At 30.2% G+C, this 17799-nt stretch carries 15 protein-coding genes and 1 rRNA gene; 2 read left to right on the top strand and 14 right to left on the bottom strand.

Features of this window, described 5'->3' with window-relative positions; translation table 11 throughout:
* Window positions 1–49: 49 nt before the first annotated feature.
* The 8 genes from MOO46_RS03110 to MOO46_RS03145 form a co-directional block, all read right to left on the bottom strand.
* A 16S ribosomal RNA gene (locus MOO46_RS03110) occupies window positions 50–1622 on the bottom strand.
* Between the two features lie 614 nt (window positions 1623–2236).
* Window positions 2237–4300, bottom strand: a complete 2064-nt coding sequence (locus MOO46_RS03115; protein WP_249511534.1) for an LTA synthase family protein — start codon at window positions 4298–4300, stop codon at window positions 2237–2239.
* A 24-nt stretch (window positions 4301–4324) separates the two neighbouring features.
* Complete coding sequence (locus MOO46_RS03120) at window positions 4325–5353, bottom strand: lysylphosphatidylglycerol synthase transmembrane domain-containing protein (RefSeq protein WP_249511535.1); 1029 nt, start codon at window positions 5351–5353, stop codon at window positions 4325–4327.
* 2 nt (window positions 5354–5355) lie between these two features.
* Window positions 5356–6378, bottom strand: coding sequence for a glycosyltransferase family 4 protein (locus MOO46_RS03125; RefSeq protein ID WP_249511536.1), 1023 nt, complete (start codon window positions 6376–6378; stop codon window positions 5356–5358).
* 9 nt (window positions 6379–6387) lie between these two features.
* Entirely contained in the window at window positions 6388–7575 is a 1188-nt protein-coding gene (locus MOO46_RS03130; protein ID WP_249511537.1) for a glycosyltransferase family 4 protein, read from the bottom strand.
* 118 nt (window positions 7576–7693) lie between these two features.
* Window positions 7694–9418: a phosphoenolpyruvate--protein phosphotransferase gene (gene ptsP / locus MOO46_RS03135; protein WP_249511538.1), complete on the bottom strand. Its 1725-nt coding sequence runs from the start codon at window positions 9416–9418 to the stop codon at window positions 7694–7696.
* Between the two features lie 2 nt (window positions 9419–9420).
* Window positions 9421–9687 (bottom strand): phosphocarrier protein HPr, encoded by a 267-nt coding sequence (locus MOO46_RS03140; RefSeq protein WP_249511539.1) that lies wholly within the window; start codon window positions 9685–9687, stop codon window positions 9421–9423.
* Window positions 9688–9758: 71 nt separating this feature from the next.
* Entirely contained in the window at window positions 9759–9899 is a 141-nt protein-coding gene (locus MOO46_RS03145; RefSeq protein WP_249511540.1) for a hypothetical protein, read from the bottom strand.
* Between the two features lie 183 nt (window positions 9900–10082).
* Here MOO46_RS03145 and MOO46_RS03150 point away from each other — a divergent pair, with 183 nt between their 5' ends.
* Window positions 10083–11051 carry a MucBP domain-containing protein gene (locus MOO46_RS03150; RefSeq protein ID WP_249511541.1) on the top strand — a complete coding sequence of 323 codons (969 nt, stop codon included), beginning with the start codon at window positions 10083–10085 and terminating at the stop codon, window positions 11049–11051.
* Between the two features lie 32 nt (window positions 11052–11083).
* Here the strand turns inward: MOO46_RS03150 and MOO46_RS03155 are convergent, their stop codons facing one another.
* The 4 genes from MOO46_RS03155 to recX form a co-directional block, all read right to left on the bottom strand.
* On the bottom strand, window positions 11084–12664 hold the full coding sequence (locus MOO46_RS03155) for a peptide chain release factor 3 (RefSeq protein ID WP_249511542.1): 1581 nt from the start codon (window positions 12662–12664) through the stop codon (window positions 11084–11086).
* 98 nt (window positions 12665–12762) lie between these two features.
* Window positions 12763–13176 carry a glycerol-3-phosphate cytidylyltransferase gene (gene tagD, locus MOO46_RS03160; protein WP_249511543.1) on the bottom strand — a complete coding sequence of 138 codons (414 nt, stop codon included), beginning with the start codon at window positions 13174–13176 and terminating at the stop codon, window positions 12763–12765.
* Between the two features lie 26 nt (window positions 13177–13202).
* Window positions 13203–14312 (bottom strand): AI-2E family transporter, encoded by a 1110-nt coding sequence (locus tag MOO46_RS03165; protein WP_249511544.1) that lies wholly within the window; start codon window positions 14310–14312, stop codon window positions 13203–13205.
* A 25-nt stretch (window positions 14313–14337) separates the two neighbouring features.
* Complete coding sequence (gene recX, locus MOO46_RS03170) at window positions 14338–15141, bottom strand: recombination regulator RecX (protein WP_249511545.1); 804 nt, start codon at window positions 15139–15141, stop codon at window positions 14338–14340.
* A gap of 69 nt (window positions 15142–15210) precedes the next feature.
* On the opposite strand from recX, the gene MOO46_RS03175 reads away from it, so the two are divergent.
* Window positions 15211–15666, top strand: coding sequence for a flavodoxin (locus MOO46_RS03175; RefSeq protein WP_249511546.1), 456 nt, complete (start codon window positions 15211–15213; stop codon window positions 15664–15666).
* 17 nt (window positions 15667–15683) lie between these two features.
* Here MOO46_RS03175 and MOO46_RS03180 read toward each other — a convergent pair whose 3' ends face one another.
* Window positions 15684–16571, bottom strand: a complete 888-nt coding sequence (locus tag MOO46_RS03180) for a YihY/virulence factor BrkB family protein (RefSeq protein WP_249511547.1) — start codon at window positions 16569–16571, stop codon at window positions 15684–15686.
* On the bottom strand, window positions 16561–17685 hold the full coding sequence (gene wecB, locus MOO46_RS03185) for a non-hydrolyzing UDP-N-acetylglucosamine 2-epimerase (protein ID WP_249511689.1): 1125 nt from the start codon (window positions 17683–17685) through the stop codon (window positions 16561–16563). The genes MOO46_RS03180 and wecB overlap by 11 nt, the downstream gene beginning before the upstream one ends.
* Window positions 17686–17799 lie beyond the last annotated feature (114 nt).

Consider the following 17799-nt stretch of genomic DNA (forward strand, 5'->3'; position numbering starts at 1 on the left):
AAACTGAATAAGATTGATAACCTAATGTAAGTTTCCGTAATATCCTTAGAAAGGAGGTGATCCAGCCGCAGGTTCTCCTACGGCTACCTTGTTACGACTTCACCCTAATCATCTGTCCCACCTTAGACAACTAGCTCCCGAAGGTTACTCCATCGTCTTTGGGTGTTACAAACTCTCATGGTGTGACGGGCGGTGTGTACAAGGCCCGGGAACGTATTCACCGTGGCATGCTGATCCACGATTACTAGTGATTCCAACTTCATGCAGGCGAGTTGCAGCCTGCAATCCGAACTGAGAATGGCTTTAAGAGATTAGCTTGACCTCGCGGTTTCGCGACTCGTTGTACCATCCATTGTAGCACGTGTGTAGCCCAGGTCATAAGGGGCATGATGATTTGACGTCATCCCCACCTTCCTCCGGTTTATCACCGGCAGTCTCACTAGAGTGCCCAACTTAATGCTGGCAACTAATAATAAGGGTTGCGCTCGTTGCGGGACTTAACCCAACATCTCACGACACGAGCTGACGACAACCATGCACCACCTGTCATTCTGTCCCCGAAGGGAACACCTAATCTCTTAGGTTGGCAGAAGATGTCAAGACCTGGTAAGGTTCTTCGCGTAGCATCGAATTAAACCACATGCTCCACCACTTGTGCGGGCCCCCGTCAATTCCTTTGAGTTTCAACCTTGCGGTCGTACTCCCCAGGCGGAATGCTTAATGCGTTAGCTGCGGCACTGAAGGGCGGAAACCCTCCAACACCTAGCATTCATCGTTTACGGCATGGACTACCAGGGTATCTAATCCTGTTCGCTACCCATGCTTTCGAGCCTCAGTGTCAGTAATAGACCAGACAGCCGCCTTCGCCACTGGTGTTCTTCCATATATCTACGCATTTCACCGCTACACATGGAGTTCCACTGTCCTCTTCTATACTCAAGTTCTTTAGTTTCCGCTGCACTTCCTCAGTTGAGCTGAGGGCTTTCACAACAGACTTAAAAAACCACCTGCGCTCGCTTTACGCCCAATAAATCCGGACAACGCTTGCCACCTACGTATTACCGCGGCTGCTGGCACGTAGTTAGCCGTGGCTTTCTGGTTAAATACCGTCAAAGCGTAAACAGTTACTCTTACACTTGTTCTTCTTTAACAACAGAGTTTTACGAGCCGAAACCCTTCTTCACTCACGCGGCGTTGCTCCATCAGACTTGCGTCCATTGTGGAAGATTCCCTACTGCTGCCTCCCGTAGGAGTCTGGGCCGTGTCTCAGTCCCAATGTGGCCGATTACCCTCTCAGGTCGGCTACGTATCATCGCCTTGGTGGGCTTTTATCTCACCAACTAGCTAATACGCCGCGGGTCCATCCTAAAGTGATAGCAGAGCCATCTTTCAAGTTGGAACCATGTGGTTCCAACTAATTATACGGTATTAGCACTTGTTTCCAAATGTTATCCCCTGCTTTAGGGCAGGTTACCCACGTGTTACTCACCAGTTCGCCACTCGTCCCGAATCCAAAAATCTTTTATGCAAGCATAAAATCAAATTGGGAGGACTCGTTCGACTTGCATGTATTAGGCACGCCGCCAGCGTTCGTCCTGAGCCAGGATCAAACTCTCATCTTATAGATGAAAAGCTTTTCTAGCTCATCAAATTAATTGTTTTTAAAAGCGAATTGACTTCGCTGTGTTTTAATTTCTTATAATCTAAATTATAAGAATCCTTACACATCATCGATTATCAATCTTGTTCAGTTTTCAAAGATCTACTTATTAGTTATCCGCTTCATTGAGCAGCTCTTTAATTATATCATGTTAACAACTTAACGTCAACAACTTTTTATAATTATTTTTTATTGCCGTTTGCTTTATCAGCAACGCAACAATAATTATTATGCCATCTTTACAAGTAAAAGTCAATAACTTTTTTAATTATTTTTTAAATAACTAATTTGCTATTTTTAACAACAAATAAAATAATAACAAGTTAAATAATAAAAGTCAACAAGTTATTTTATTTAATATGTAGTCTAAATGACAACAAAAATAATAATATCAATAAATGAATAAATAGTCAACAATAATTTTAATATACTGATTTTATGAAGAAAAACTATGATAAATTAAATTATTTAAATTATTATTGAATTTTAAATAAAAATTGACCTGCAAAAATTAAACAATTATTTGTCCAACTTTTGCAGGTCAATTAATATACATAAATACAGAATGATTTTTTCTTATTTTTTTAATTCAGGTGCATTTGTAGTATATAAGTTATCTGTATTATTTTTGCGAAGTTTACTTAATAAACTTGATTTTTTATCTTTATCAATTTTATCCAGTTGTTTCATAGCTGATGAATACTTATAATTAAAATCTTTTTTATTAACTTTAGTAAAACCTTTAGGATTATAAAATCTTAGTAAATCTCCTAATATTACTTTATCAGATAATGATAATTCAGTTGTAACATGATTTTGCATTGATTTAATCTCTTTTTGTTGGGAAGGATTTGGATTAATTACAGAACCATTTTCAGTATTATACACTGTCCCACCAATAATAGTGTATTTAGGAGAGACTAAATCACCGTTTCTAAATGCTACAACTTGGCTTCTATTTGGTGATAATAAATCATTTCCAAATTGAATAGTATTATCATCCTTAATGCCTAATAGATGAAGTAATGTTGGTAGAACATCAATTTCTCCACCATAAGTGTGATCAATTCCACCCTTTAGTCCATTCATATGAATCATAAATGGAACTTTTTGAAATTGTGCTAAGTCATAACTTGTAATATTTTTCTTATGAAGTAATTGTGCAATTGCTGGCCTATGGTTATTGGAAATACCATAATGATCACCATACAAAACAATCATACTATTTTTCATAAGTCCAGTTTTATTTAAATAATTTACAAATTCACCAAAAGCCTGGTCTAGATAATGAGCAGTTTGTACATATGGATCAACCGTATCATCACCAGTTTTAGTAGCTGGGAATGAAATATTCTGCTTATCTAATTCATATGGATAATGATTAGTTAAAGTAATTAATTTAGCATAGAATGGTTGTGGTAATTTTTGAATATACTTGGCTGAATCTTTAAAGAATATCTTATCTTTCAAACCATAACCTACGCTATAAGATGGTTTTTCAGTATAATAGTCAGAATCGAAGAAATATTGATATCCCCAGGACTTGTAAGTATTATCACGATTCCAAAAACTAGGAACATCCCCATGAAAAGCAGCAGTGCTATATCCACGTTGAGATAAGATAGCAGGAGCAGCTTGGTAAGTATTCTGAGTACCATAACTAACCATTGCAGAACCTTGTGGCAATCCAAACAATGAATTTTCTAACATCATTTCAGCATCAGAAGTCTTTCCTTGAGACACCTGATGATAAAAATTATCAAATGATAGAGTATTTTTATTACCATAAAATTTATTCAAGTTAGGTGTAACTTCTTTTCCATCAACTTTATAGTTAATCAAAAATTGTTGGAAACTTTCCAAATGAATTACAAAGACATTTTTACCTTTTGCTTTACCGAAGTATTCCATATTAGGACTACTACGATTCTTTTTCAAATAATCTAAGACCGGCTTAATATCAGATGGTTTTGCTTCTGATCTAGTCTTACTTTCTTTATAAGTCTGATAACCATTAAAAGCAGCATATTCATTTAATCCTAAATATTTAACAATATAATTATTATCAAAAGTTCTGGTTAACAGTCCTGAACGATTGGCATTAGCAATCCCAAACTCAGCAAAGATTAAAACAAATGACAATATGGTCATTGCAAAAGCATTTTTCTTTTTAAATGGTGAATGATCTACCTTAATAAATTTAAATAAGAGTAAAATGATTAATACAATAATATCTAAAAAAACAATGAAGTCTAGTGGATGAATAATTTCAGCTAGACTCTTGCCTAGATTGTTTTGAACATCACCAGATCCTTTAATAACTCCAAATGATAGAAAATCAGAAAATTCACGGTAATATACAATATTAGCAAATAACCAAATTGATTCAATTAAATCAATAATGAGCATCAGCCAATAAGCTAGTTTTCCTTTAAAATATAAAGCAATTCCAAAAATAAGCAAAGCTGCCGGAATTGGATTAATTGCTAATAGAAAATTTTGAATTCCTCCCTTAGCACCTAAAGTAAAGTCAACATTATATGCAAAATAAGTTTTTAACCAAAAAAGTGCAACAATTAATACAAAAAAGCCAAATTTTGTATTAAGAAATCTTCTACTTTTTTTAATGTTACTGGACATTATCAATGCCTCCGAAAATAAATTTTATTTGTTATCTATATTCTTACTAACCTTATCAGGTTTAATAAATAAAGCGATAGCTCCTAGAATCATACCCAAATAATAAGTTAATAGTCGCCAAATCATTAAGGCCAATACTAACTTAGTACTATTAGTGATATAGCTTTTAAATAAAGCCTCAAAACTATACTCTGCTCCACCAGCTCCACCTGGAATTGGAAATAAAGATATAATCATGAAAATCAAAACATGTAAACTAACAACTACAATAATATTAACTTTATTAAAACCTAAAGAAAGCATAATAAAGTATGGAATCAGATAGTAAAATGCTAGCTGGAAAAAAGTAACAAGAATAATTTTAAACATTAATTTCCATTGCTTAGCAATTTTTATACTTTCTTGATGAAATGTATCAACCTTATCGTCAATTAAATTTTTAATTTTATTAAAACGTTCATTACTAACAAAAAAGTGAAGTGGTTTAATAATCGTATCAATCATTTTCTTTGTAAAAGAGTACCAATACATAATCAAGATTAATAAGGCAATAACAAATAAATGAATAATAAAGCCAAATACAACAAATATAGCCAAATAATGCAATTTTTCTTCAATGTAATGAAATCCAATAATTAAGCTCAACAAAAAATTAATCACAATCATTCCTTGAAAAATTATAAATTTCATTAATAAAGCTGAGCTAGCTTTACCGGCGTCTACACCAGTTTGGACTAGAACATATAGTTGACCAGGTTGACCACCGGAAGAAAATGGCGTAATACCATTAAACAGCTGTTCTACTAAGGGCACTCTTAGAGCATCTTTAAACGTAAAATGTTTAGATTGGGTATCTACAATCATTTTGGTAATAATTGCTTCTAATCCTAAGTACAAAGCCATACAAATAACAGCTACTAAAATCCACCACCAATTAATAGTGAAGAAGTCTTTAACTAGTATATTTATTTCTATATCTCTAATAAAATACCAAAATATAAAGGCTCCAAATAAAAACATACAGATAAAAGTAATTATATTCTTTTTAGACATATTTAACCTTCTTTTAATTGTGATATGTAAAAATCATACCAAATTGAAGCTAAGTGATTTTCTGAATAGTATTTAGATGCATTTATTGATTTTTGAGACATTTCTGATAAATACTTAGAATCATTTTTTAATTTTTTCAATTCGTAATTCATATCATTAAAATTGTCGAATGGAACATAATATCCTTCAATAATTTCTTTGTACAAATCAAGGTGCCTTAACATCACGGGTGTTCCACATGAAAATGCTTCTAAAACTGACATTGGAAATAATTCATTATAGGAAGGTAATAAAAATAAATCAGCGATATTATAATATTTAAAAATCAAATCACGATCAACAATTCCCGGAAAGAAAAGATTCTTCGGTGGATTATCAACCAAAGCTTTCAATTCTTTATAACCATCTGTAATTTTACCAAATGAAAAACCACCGGCCCATATAAATTTAACATCTGGATTGGCTTCAGCCAATCTAGCAAAATCTAAAACACCTTTTCTAGTTTGAACTTGTCCGGTACTTGCAACTATAAAGTCACTATCTTTATACTCTAATTTATGTCTAATTGAATTTTTCTCATTATTGTTCAACGGATAAAATTCCTTTTTACTAACGAAATTAGGAATATAGGTAATTCGGCTTTTAGGAATTCCATATTTTTCCAACTTTGGAATAAAAGTTGGATTTACCACTACAATATGATCCATTCTTTTATAAAAAGCAATTACATATTTATAAAATATCCATTTAATAGGTTTAGGAAGATGAAGACTTCCTTCCAATGTTTCAGGTAAAAAATGAACATAACCAATTTTTCTACCACGTTTTGCAAAAAAAGTTGAAAAATAATAACTAGGATTTATTGTATGATAATGTGTTATATCTGATTTACTATGTTTATTGATTTCAATATTAAAATCATTTGGAAAATGTTTTTTTAACATCCGAATCAATTCAAGATATGCGCTCCCAACTCCTTGCCCTTTTACTTTATCGGCAGTTGAGAACATATTTATGTTTAACATAAGTCCTCCTTAATCACTGATTCTTGTAGAATCACTAACTTGATTGTTATATTCTATCTGTGCATTTTTATAAAAAGCAATCACTCGATTAGCAAAATTTTCGGCAGAAATTTCGTGAAGCTTATTAGACCTAATCTCATCAGCATTATTTTCATCAATAATAATTTTATTAGATAAATAAGCAAGAATGTCATTTATAAATTCAGTTTTATTTTTAAAAGTCATCCCAAGAGCTTTACTATCCAATAAATTTTTAGTATAAGGCCCTTCTGTAACAACAACTTTAACACCTGAAGCCATCGCTTCAATATAAGTTAGTCCCTGTGATTCAGAACTAGAAGCAGAAATGAACAAATCAGCAATATGATAGTAGGCACTAATTTCATCATTACTAATTTCACCGATAAATTTTACATGATTCTCTAAATGCATATCGTGAGACTGCTTTTCTAAATCGTTTCTAGCAGGTCCATCCCCTACTATCAACAGCTGAGCTTTTGGTTTATTAACTAAAATTTCAGGCATAATATCGATTAGTTCAGAGATGTTCTTTTCATATGCCAAACGACTAACTGATAATAAGATTTGAACATCGTTTTCATAACCTAAATTAGCTTTTAAATCATAATTTTCATTTAAACCAAACTTATTAATATTTACTCCAGTTGGTATAATTCGAATTGGACTTTTAACTCCATAGCGAACTAGCGTATCTAGAACACGTGTACTAGGTGCAACTACTCCAGACATATTATGACAAAAAGCCAAAGTAGCATCTTTAACATGAACTGGCTTCAATAACTTACCATTAGCAACATAATGCAAATAATCTTCATACATAGTGTGATAAGTATGTAAACAAGGAATTCTTAAAAATTTAGATACAAATTTACCAATAATGCCCATTGAAAATTCAGTTTGCGTATGAATTATATCTAAGTTTAATTTTTTGGCAATTTGATAAGCCTGAAACATCCCTCTAACTGCAATTCTACGATCAGTAAAAGAAACAAACGGAATACTAGAAAATCTAAAGATATTTTTTTCGTAATCATTTTTAGATACATGAGGATCAGTTGTTGTAAAAATATAAACTTGATGGCCATTTAATTCTAATTGATCTTTTAACGTTTTGATTGAAGTTGCAACACCACTGACTTGTGGAAAATAAGTATCAGTAAATATTCCAATGTTCAAAATTAACCCCCCTTAAACTTAATAATTAATTGTAATTATATGGTTTTGATGTTTTCTTTGCAAATAATAGAATAAAAAAAGAGCTAAAGGATTTCTAATTCCTTTAGTCCAAAAAACATTAAATTTTAATAAAACTTCTTTCTATTTTAATAACATCTTTTACTGTTCCAGCATTTTTAATGACATTTTCAGTCATTTTTTGCATTACATTATAATCAATTAAACTAAGTAATGCCTTAACATCCAAAGTAGAATTAATATTCATTGAAAAATTCTTTATTCCCATTCCAACAAGCAATGGTAAAGCATAACGATTACATGCCATTTCTCCACAGACGGATACTTCAACATTATATGCATTAGCCACGTTAGCAATTCTTTCCATTAATCTTAATAAAGCAGGATTTAACGGACTATCCAATGCAGCTACTGTTGGATTACCACGGTCAGCAGCCATTACATATTGAATTAAATCGTTTGTCCCAATACTAATAAAATCTACTTTTTTAATAAATTGATCAATCATAATTGCAACTGAAGGCACTTCAACCATTATTCCTAACTTAACATCTTTATAGAGAATACCAGATTTTTTTAAATTTTCTTTTTCTTCTTTAAAAACTTTTTTTACAGCACATAATTCATCTAATTCAGAAATCATAGGAAACATAATGGATAAATTACCATAAATTGAAGCCCTAAGGAGTGCCCTAATCTGTGTTCTAAAAATATCTAATCTAGATAGACTAAATCTAATTGAACGATTTCCTAAAAATGGATTCACTTCTCCTGAAAATTCATTTTCTAGGTAAGAAACCTGCTTATCCCCACCAATATCTAAAGTTCTAATTACAACTGATTTATCTCCCATTGATTTTAAGATAAATTTATAAACATTGAATTGTTCCTCTTCTGTTGGTAATGTATCTGAATCAATATACAAGTACTCAGTTCGATATAAACCGATCCCATCAATCATATAGTTTTTCAATAAGTCCACTTCTTTAGGACTAGAGATATTAGCATTAATACTAATTAAGTTACCATTCTTTGTGAAAGCCTCACGTTTTTTTAACTTATCTAACGGCTTTTCTGTAGCATTATACTTAGTAATTTTTGTTTTATATTGAGATAATAGTTTTTCACTCGGGTCAATAATAACATCTCCAGACATTCCATTAACAATAATTGAATCGTTAGAGTTAACGTTAGAACTAACATTATTTAAGCCGAAAACTGAAGGTATATTTAATGATCTAGTTAATATGGCAGAATGAGAAGTACTAGTTCCTAAATCGGCAATTACGCCTTTGACATTTTTATTACTTAACTGAATGATATCATTAGGTGTTAGATCTTCTGAAACTACTATAACTGGTGATTGGATTAATGCTAAATCAGACATAGGTTTATTTAATAGATATGTTAATAATCGTTTTTCAACATCTTTAATATCTTTAACTTTGTCCAAAATAAACTTATCAGGGCCTGAGTCTTTTATAGATATGATTTGCATTTCTAAGAATTCATGTAAAGCAGTCTCAGCATTAACTTTATCATCTAATATAATACTAGTTACTTTATCAAAAAAGCTAGGACTTGAAATTAAATTAGCTTGCAATTTAAAAGTTTCAGAAGAAGCAGAACCCATGTTAGTTATTACAACTTCTTCAATTTTATTTAAATCTTTAATGGCTTGTTTAATTGCCTTTTTTAAACGTTTTATTTCCTTTTTAGGATTACCAATCATCATTCTTGAAAAAGATAAATTAGGATGAACTAACTTATATGCATTAGCAATTGCATAGCCTTTGCTAGCAGCAATCCCCTCATACCTCAACATACCTACTCAGTTAAACCTTCTTCTTTAAAAGATTTTTTGATGGCTTCAATTGCACTCTTTTCATCTTCACCATCAGCAGAAACTGTAATATCAGCATTTTGGCCAACACCTAGTGACATAACACCCATAATAGATTTTAAATCAACTGATTTACCTTGATATATCAAATCTAACTCTGAGTTAAATTTACTTGCGGTTTGAACTAACAAAGTTGCAGGACGTGCATGAATTCCAGTTTCTGAAATTATTTTAAAATTACATTTTTCCATTAAAAAAATCTCCTTTTTAACATTCTAATTAAATTTAGAATATCAATTAATTTTATAAAATACAAGATTTACTAATTATTAGAATTATTATCAGACAAGTAAGTATAGGTAACTATTCCATTTTCACCAGCTTTACCAGTAACTCTTTTTCTAGTAGGAAAGTTCATAAAGGCTACTTGAAAATCTAAAAATTCATCTGGCTTAATAACCAACTCACTAATTTCATTATTTTTTAACTGATTTAATAATTCGGTATATTTTTGCTCATCGATAATAATATTCCCTCTTTCTTTTCCATTATATATTATTGTTTAAAAAGAAAACATACTATTAATAACAAAAATACATAAATATTTAATTCATATGTTATTATAGATTCAAGGGAGGTTGTTATTTTGTTTAAAATTTTTAATAAAATAGTCAAGAGCTATAAGAGAAACCATAAAATAATTGAAGACCATTTTAAAAGTGATTTGAGCAAAGAAACAGCTTCCCTATCTTTGGCTACATTAAGAGTTCACTATATTAATGAAAATGGCATAAACCTAAAAAAAGCTGATTCATTTAATGGGCCTTTAAATACGAGAACAAATTTTATTATTCCAAGTTTTAAAGGACATGTAATTTGTAAAATAGTTGGTAATCCAAAATATTTCAATAAAAATAATAATGATGTTTTTATTAAATATCAGTCTATTAATGGTAAACCAGTTAATGTATTCTTTATTAACTTAGATAATTATCTAATGGTTAAAAATTACAAAACTATAATTGGAAAGTATCATACAAAATATCGCATTAATCCCCCAAAAATAACAGGCTATAAATTAAAGTCACATATAGGAGAGCTTAAAGGCCAATATGATAATCATATAAAATCAATTGTAATGTATTACCAAAAATCAAATTGGCTAAAAATAACCAGAGAAAGTTATTATATAAAATCAAAAAATAATATTAATGTTTTTAATAACACTGAAAAAAACAAAATCATTAGAAATATTCCTAAAAATAGTAAAATTAAAATATTTTATCAAGTTAAAACAGAAAATTATTTATGGCTAAATATTGGTGGTAATCAATGGATTATTAACGATTCATTTACCCCAATTTACCATCCATTTGGCAGCTTTTTGAAAAATACTAATAATTGGCAAATAATTAGCTTAAATAAAGTAGCCTATTTAAAATCTGATATTTATAATAATAAAGTATCTATCTTTAACTATCCAAGTGGTGAAATAATTAGGTACGGATTAGATAATAAAGAAGTTAAGATAACTTTATCAATAATTGATGAAAATAATAAGCATTGGTATGAAATAAATAATCTATTTTATATTAAAGCTGAAAATATTCAGTAAAAAAGTCCTAATCAATGATTAGGACTTTTTTACTATAGTTTAGATGTTAATTTAACATCTGGATATTTTTCTTTAAACCAACGTTCAGCAAATTTATTTTCAAATAAGAACAATGGCTCATCATGGGTGTCTTTAACTAAAATATTCCTAGAAGATGACATTTTTTCATCTAATTGTGCCGGATCAATCCAACGAGCGGTCTTTTTACCCATTGGTTCCATAACAACTTCAGAATTATATTCATTTTGCATTCTAAATTGAAAAACTTCAAACTGTAATTGTCCAACTGCACCAAGAATATAATCACCAGTTGTATAAGCAGTATAAAGTTGAACAGCACCTTCTTGAACCAATTGTTTAATTCCCTTATGGAATGATTTTTGTTTCATAACGTTTTTTGCAGATACTTTCATAAACATTTCTGGTGTAAATTGTGGTAATTTTGTAAATTCCACTTTACGTTTATCTGAATAGATCGTATCACCAATTTGAAAATTACCGGTATCATATAAACCAATTATATCTCCAGCAACTGCATTTTCTACATTTTCACGTGTATTTGCCATAAATTCAGTAACATTAGATAAACGTAATTTCTTTTGATTTCTTTCAAGAGTTACATCCATTCCACGTTCAAACATTCCTGAGCAAACACGAACGAAGGCAATACGATCACGGTGTTTAGGGTTCATATTCGCCTGGATCTTGAATACAAAACCACTAAATTGTTCATCATCTGGTTTAACATCCACGTCATTGGAAGTTTCATGTTCCCCTGGTTTAGGAGCGAACTTTAAGTATGCATCTAAAAATGTTTTAACTCCAAAATTAACTAAAGCTGAACCGAAAAACACCGGTGTTTGTTCACCATTTTTAATTTTAGAAGCATCAAATGGATTACCAGCTTCAGTGATTAAATCCATACTTTCTTTAGCGTCTTGATAAATACTATCTTCTGTAATTGGGTTAGATTCCAATAAGTTACCATCATCATCTAATGGCAAGTATGGTTTATTTTCATCTTTAGGACGATACAATTCAATTCGCTTATTATATCGATCATATAATCCACGAAGAATTTTACCAGAACCGATTGGCCAGTTCATTGGATATCCCTCAATGCCTAAAACATCTTCTAATTGACTAATTAGTTCCATTGGATCTCTACTGTCACGATCCATTTTGTTCATAAAAGTAAAAATAGGGATTCCACGCATCTTACAAATTTGAAACAACTTTTTAGTTTGTGGTTCAATCCCCTTAGCGGCATCAATAACCATTACCGCAGAATCAACAGCCATCAAAGTACGATAAGTATCTTCAGAAAAGTCTTGATGTCCAGGTGTATCCAAAATATTAATTCTTTTTCCAGAATAATCAAATTGCATTACAGAACTAGTTACTGAAATACCACGTTTCTTTTCAATTTCCATCCAATCTGATTTAGCAAAGTTGCCAGACTTTTTAGCTTTAACTGTCCCAGCCTGTCTTACAATTCCACCAAACAAAAGTAGTTGTTCAGTAATTGTCGTTTTACCAGCATCCGGATGAGAAATAATTGCAAAAGTTCTTCTTTTATCTACACTTTTGTCTAAATTTTTATTATTGCCCATTTTTTGAATCCTTCCGTCTTAAAATAATATATAAGAATTATTGTAACATATAAAAAACATCCCCAGGATATATAATTCTAAGGATGTTTTTATTTAAACTATTTAGTTTCCCATTTTTTATCGTCATTGAGACCTAAATCATGCTTGATTTTAGTAGTTGAAATTCCTTCGGTTCTTGGTAAGTAAACTACATCGCAATAATCTTTAAGAAAATCAAACTGACCTTCCCAATCATCGCCCATAACAAAAATGTCAATATTATTATCTTGAACATCTTTGATTTTTTGATCCCAACCTTTTTCAGGAATGACATGATCAACATATCTAATTGATTCTAAAACGTATTTACGATCTTCATAAGAAGTATATGCCTTTTTACCTTTTTCGGCGTTAAATTCATCTGTTGAGACACAAACAGTTAGATCATCACCTAACGCCTTTGCTCTCTTTAATAATCTAACATGACCCTTGTGTAATAAATCAAAGGTTCCATAAGTAATTACTTTTTTCATAAAATCTCCTGTTTCTTAGCATTATGCTATTCTTTTTGTTGTTGTAATAACCATATTGTATAAACATATTGAACAATCACTTTAACAACGGCATAAAGTGGAATTGCCAAAATCATACCGAGCAATCCTGAAATATTTCCAGCAGCTAATAAAATAATTATAATGGTTAATGGGTGAATATTCAAAGATTTTCCGATAACATTTGGATAAACCAAATTTCCATCAACTTGCTGAACAATTAAAACAACAATGATAACAGCAATGACTTTTGTAAAATCTTCAGAAAAAGAAATAAATAATGATGGCATAATTCCAATGTACGGTCCAACGTAAGGGATGATATTACAAATTCCAGCAAAGCACCCCAATAATAATGCATATTTTTGACCGACTAACACATATCCAATCGAAGTAAAGATACCAACAAATAAGCATTCAATCATTTGACCACCTATGTAATTGGAAATAGTAGCACTCATTTTTTGGAGTAAACGAATTGTACTTTTACGACGATTAGATGGTAAAACTTTAGCAATATTAGGTAGAAGCTTATGTCCATCCTTTAACATATAAAATAGCATTACAGGAACCGTAACTAAAATGACTACCGTAGAAGCAGCCATTGAAATAATAGAACCAATACTAGATGTTAATCCACTCAAAAACTGTTGAGCATAACTAGAAATATAACTTTGAAATTTATTTACATAATCACTAAGATAAACGTTTTTTAAAATACCTTTGTGTGAATAATTTTTTACATAATTAGTTGTTTCATTAGCCAAATCGGGTAAGTTATTAAATAAATTGGTTACCTGATTAACAATTCTAGGTATTAAAAAAGACGTTGCATAGAATAATATCAAGAAAAATAAAATAAATACTATAATAATCGACATCAATCTAGAAAGATTTTTGGTCTTACTTATTTTAATTTTCATTAATAAATTAACAACTGGATTTAACATATAAAATAGTACCCCAGCAATTAAAATAGGCATAAATATGGCCGAAAAGAAAGTTCCTATTGGCGAAAAAATAAAATCAAGTTTAGTACATATAAAAATAATTCCTACTACTAATAATATTTCTATTGTCCATAATATTAGTGAAGAATTTTTTATCATTTTAAACATAAAAAATAACTCCTTTTATTAACTATTATAAACTATTATTTTTAGAATCAATAAAATTATTAATATCATCAATATTGAATCCTTTTCTGTAAAGTGATTGTTTAGTTTTTAAACTTCTTTGATATCCTTCATATTTTCGATTACGATTCCATATTTTTTCGCCTTGTTGGATGAGTAATTCTTTTTGTTGTTCAACATCAGGCTCAAAATCTAACAAATCAATTGATTTGTTTATAATTTCTGAACTGTAACCTTTTTTCATCAAATTAATTTTAGTCTTATTAATTCGATTTTTAAAAGCATCACGTTTATGCTTATTAAATAGTTTTTTAGCTTGTTCGCTACAATTTATCGCCTCATCATCACTACTATAGTAGTTATCTATTGCCTCTTTAATTTTATTTTCATCAATGAACTTAGCTTTTAGTTTAAAGAAAACATTCGATGGTCCCTTGTCTTGTTTTTTAACTTCAGTTCTAACGTAACTGTTAGCATAATTTTGATCATTAATTAATTTTTGCTCTTTTAACTTATTAATAACTTTATCAACATGATCTTCATTATCAGTAAAATCATTTAATTTATTAATAGTTTCACGCTCAGTTCTCAATTGATGTGATAAAAAATCAATTGCTTTTCCATATAGCTTAGAAATATTATCATCATTAATTAGATTATTCTTTAATTCATTATCAATCTCCATCCCCTTAAAAACATGGTATTTAATCATCACATTCTCACTAATTGGAAATGCATATTGATCATTTATATAAACATTAAAACGACCTTTTCTTTTTTGTGCAGAAATTTTAGTTATCTTAGTCTTCATAGTTATTCACTTCCCTAGTATAATAGTATATAGATTATTAACGTTTTTGAGAAAGGATCGATTATAAAATTGAAAGCACATGTTGTATTTGCAACCATCACTGGAAATAATGAGGACCTTGCTGATATTGTAACAGAAGGTTTAGAAGATTTAGGTGCAGACGTTACTGAAACTGAAATTTCACAAACCGATACTGAAGAATTATTAGATGCTGATATTTGTGTTGTTTGTGCCTACACTTATGATGAAGGTCATTTACCAGAAGAAGGTTTAGACTTTTTTGATGATTTAAAAGATACTGACTTATCAGGTAAAATCTTTGGTGTTGCTGGATCTGGTGATGATTTCTATGAAGATTCATATAATACTTCAGTAGATAAATTTATCGAACAATTTAAAAAAGCAAATGCAATTCAAGGGGCAAAAGGAATAAAAATAAACCTTGAACCCGATGAAGATGACATTAAAATTTTAGATGAATTTTCCAAAAATCTAGTTGATGAATATAATAAAAATAATCGTTGATTTTCATCAACGATTTTTTATTTATCATTTTTAGGTATAAAGGACTTTATTGATGGTTTTCTAGTCTTAATTTTAGTATCGAAACTGTCTTGAATGGACGCATTAATAACTGCGCCAATTACTAAAATAGTGCCTAACATATATAACCATAACATTAAAATAACAAATGTTCCCAAGGTTTTATAAGCATCCATACTTTTTGCAAAATAATGTAAGTAAATTGAAAATCCTTTAGATAAAAGTAGCATTCCAATAGTTACTACTAAAGAGCCTGCCCATACATACCGCCATTTAGTATTTACATTTGGAACAAAATAATAAAGTACCAAAATCAATAAAAATATACCCAAAATGGTTAAGGGAAATCTTAGTATAATAAAAATATCAGTAGTAAGATGTGATAATCCAATAAAATTAGCTGAATAATTGATAATAACTTTACCAAATCCAAAGAAAATCAAGAAAATTGATAGTGAAACAATCAACAATAACATCCAAACAAACGAAATAATTCTTGTCATAATGGAACTAGTTTCTTGAATTCCATAAGCTTGATTAACTGATTTTTGAAAAGCAGCTAATGCTCGACTTGCAGACCAAATAGTAATAATTAAACCAATGGAAAAATTATCACCACTCGCACCTGTTAATGCAGAATCAATGATTGGCTTTAAAGTATTTAATATCGTTGATGGTAATAATGGAGCTAAGTAATCAACAATCTCATATTGATTAATATTAAATAATTTTAATAGATTTCCTGCAATAATTGTTAAAGGAAAAATCGATAGCAAAGAATAGAACGCAATAACAATTGCCGAATCACCAGCATTAGAAATTTTATATCGATTGAATACAATTAAGATAAATTTTTTTAAATAGTTTATAATTTTTTTACTTTTCATTTTGATTAACACCTGATTCATTATTAATAAAAATGTTCAGTGCGTTTAAAATTCGACTAGCTGCTTGTCCATCCCCATAAGGATTCTGTGCTTGGGACATTTTTTTATAAATTGAACTATTGTCCAACAATTCATCCATATTATTCCTAATATTATCATAATCGGTACCTACTAATTTTAAGGTACCAGCATCAACTCCTTCTGGTCTTTCAGTATCATTTCTTAACACTAAGACTGGTTTCCCTAAAGAAGGTGCTTCTTCTTGAACACCACCAGAATCAGTCATTATGAAATAACTTCTTGCAGACATATTATGGAAATCTACAACATCCAATGGATCAATCAAATGAACTCTGGAAATTCCGTCAAAAACTCTATGTGCCATTTTTTGAACGACTGGACTTAAGTGAACTGGATAAACAACTTCAATATCGGGATGTTTCAAAACCTCATCTCTAATTGCAGTAAAAGCTCTATACATTGGTTCACCCTGGTTTTCTCGACGATGCATTGTCAATAAAATAATACGATGGTTGCTATCAATATCATCTAAAACATCGTGGTGATAATCATCATCCACCGTCTGTTTTAAAGCATCAATTGCTGTATTACCAGTAATAAAAATACGTTTTTCATCAAAATTTTGTTTTACTAAATTACTTCGACTTAATTTAGTAGGGGCAAAATAAATATCAGATAGAGTGTCAGTCATTTGTCGGTTCATTTCCTCTGGATATGGTGAATATTTATCCCAAGTTCTTAAACCCGCTTCCACATGACCAAGCGGAATTTTATGATAAAAAGCACTGACTGAAGCTGCGAAAGTTGTTGTTGTATCACCATGAACAAGAATCACATCAGGATTGGATTCATTAATGATATAGTCTAACTTACTAATCACAGCAGTTGTAATTGAGCTTAAAGTCTGCTTTTCTTTCATTACATGCATATTATAATCAGGTTGAATATTAAAAATATCCATAACTTGATCTAACATTTCTTTATGTTGACCCGTTAAGACGGTAATTGGTTTAAATTCATCTAATTGTTCCTGCATTTTTAAAATGATGGGCGCCATTTTAATAGCTTCAGGACGAGTACCAAAAACAGTCATTACTTTAATTGGTTTTTTCAATCTAAATCCTCCGAACAAAATATATTAATTACTTTAATTATAACAAAAGAATATAAAAATGCCGATTTTAAAAATTAATATTAATATACTAAA

It is taken from the genome of Apilactobacillus apisilvae, from assembly GCF_023380225.1.
GTDB lineage: Bacteria > Bacillota > Bacilli > Lactobacillales > Lactobacillaceae > Apilactobacillus > Apilactobacillus apisilvae.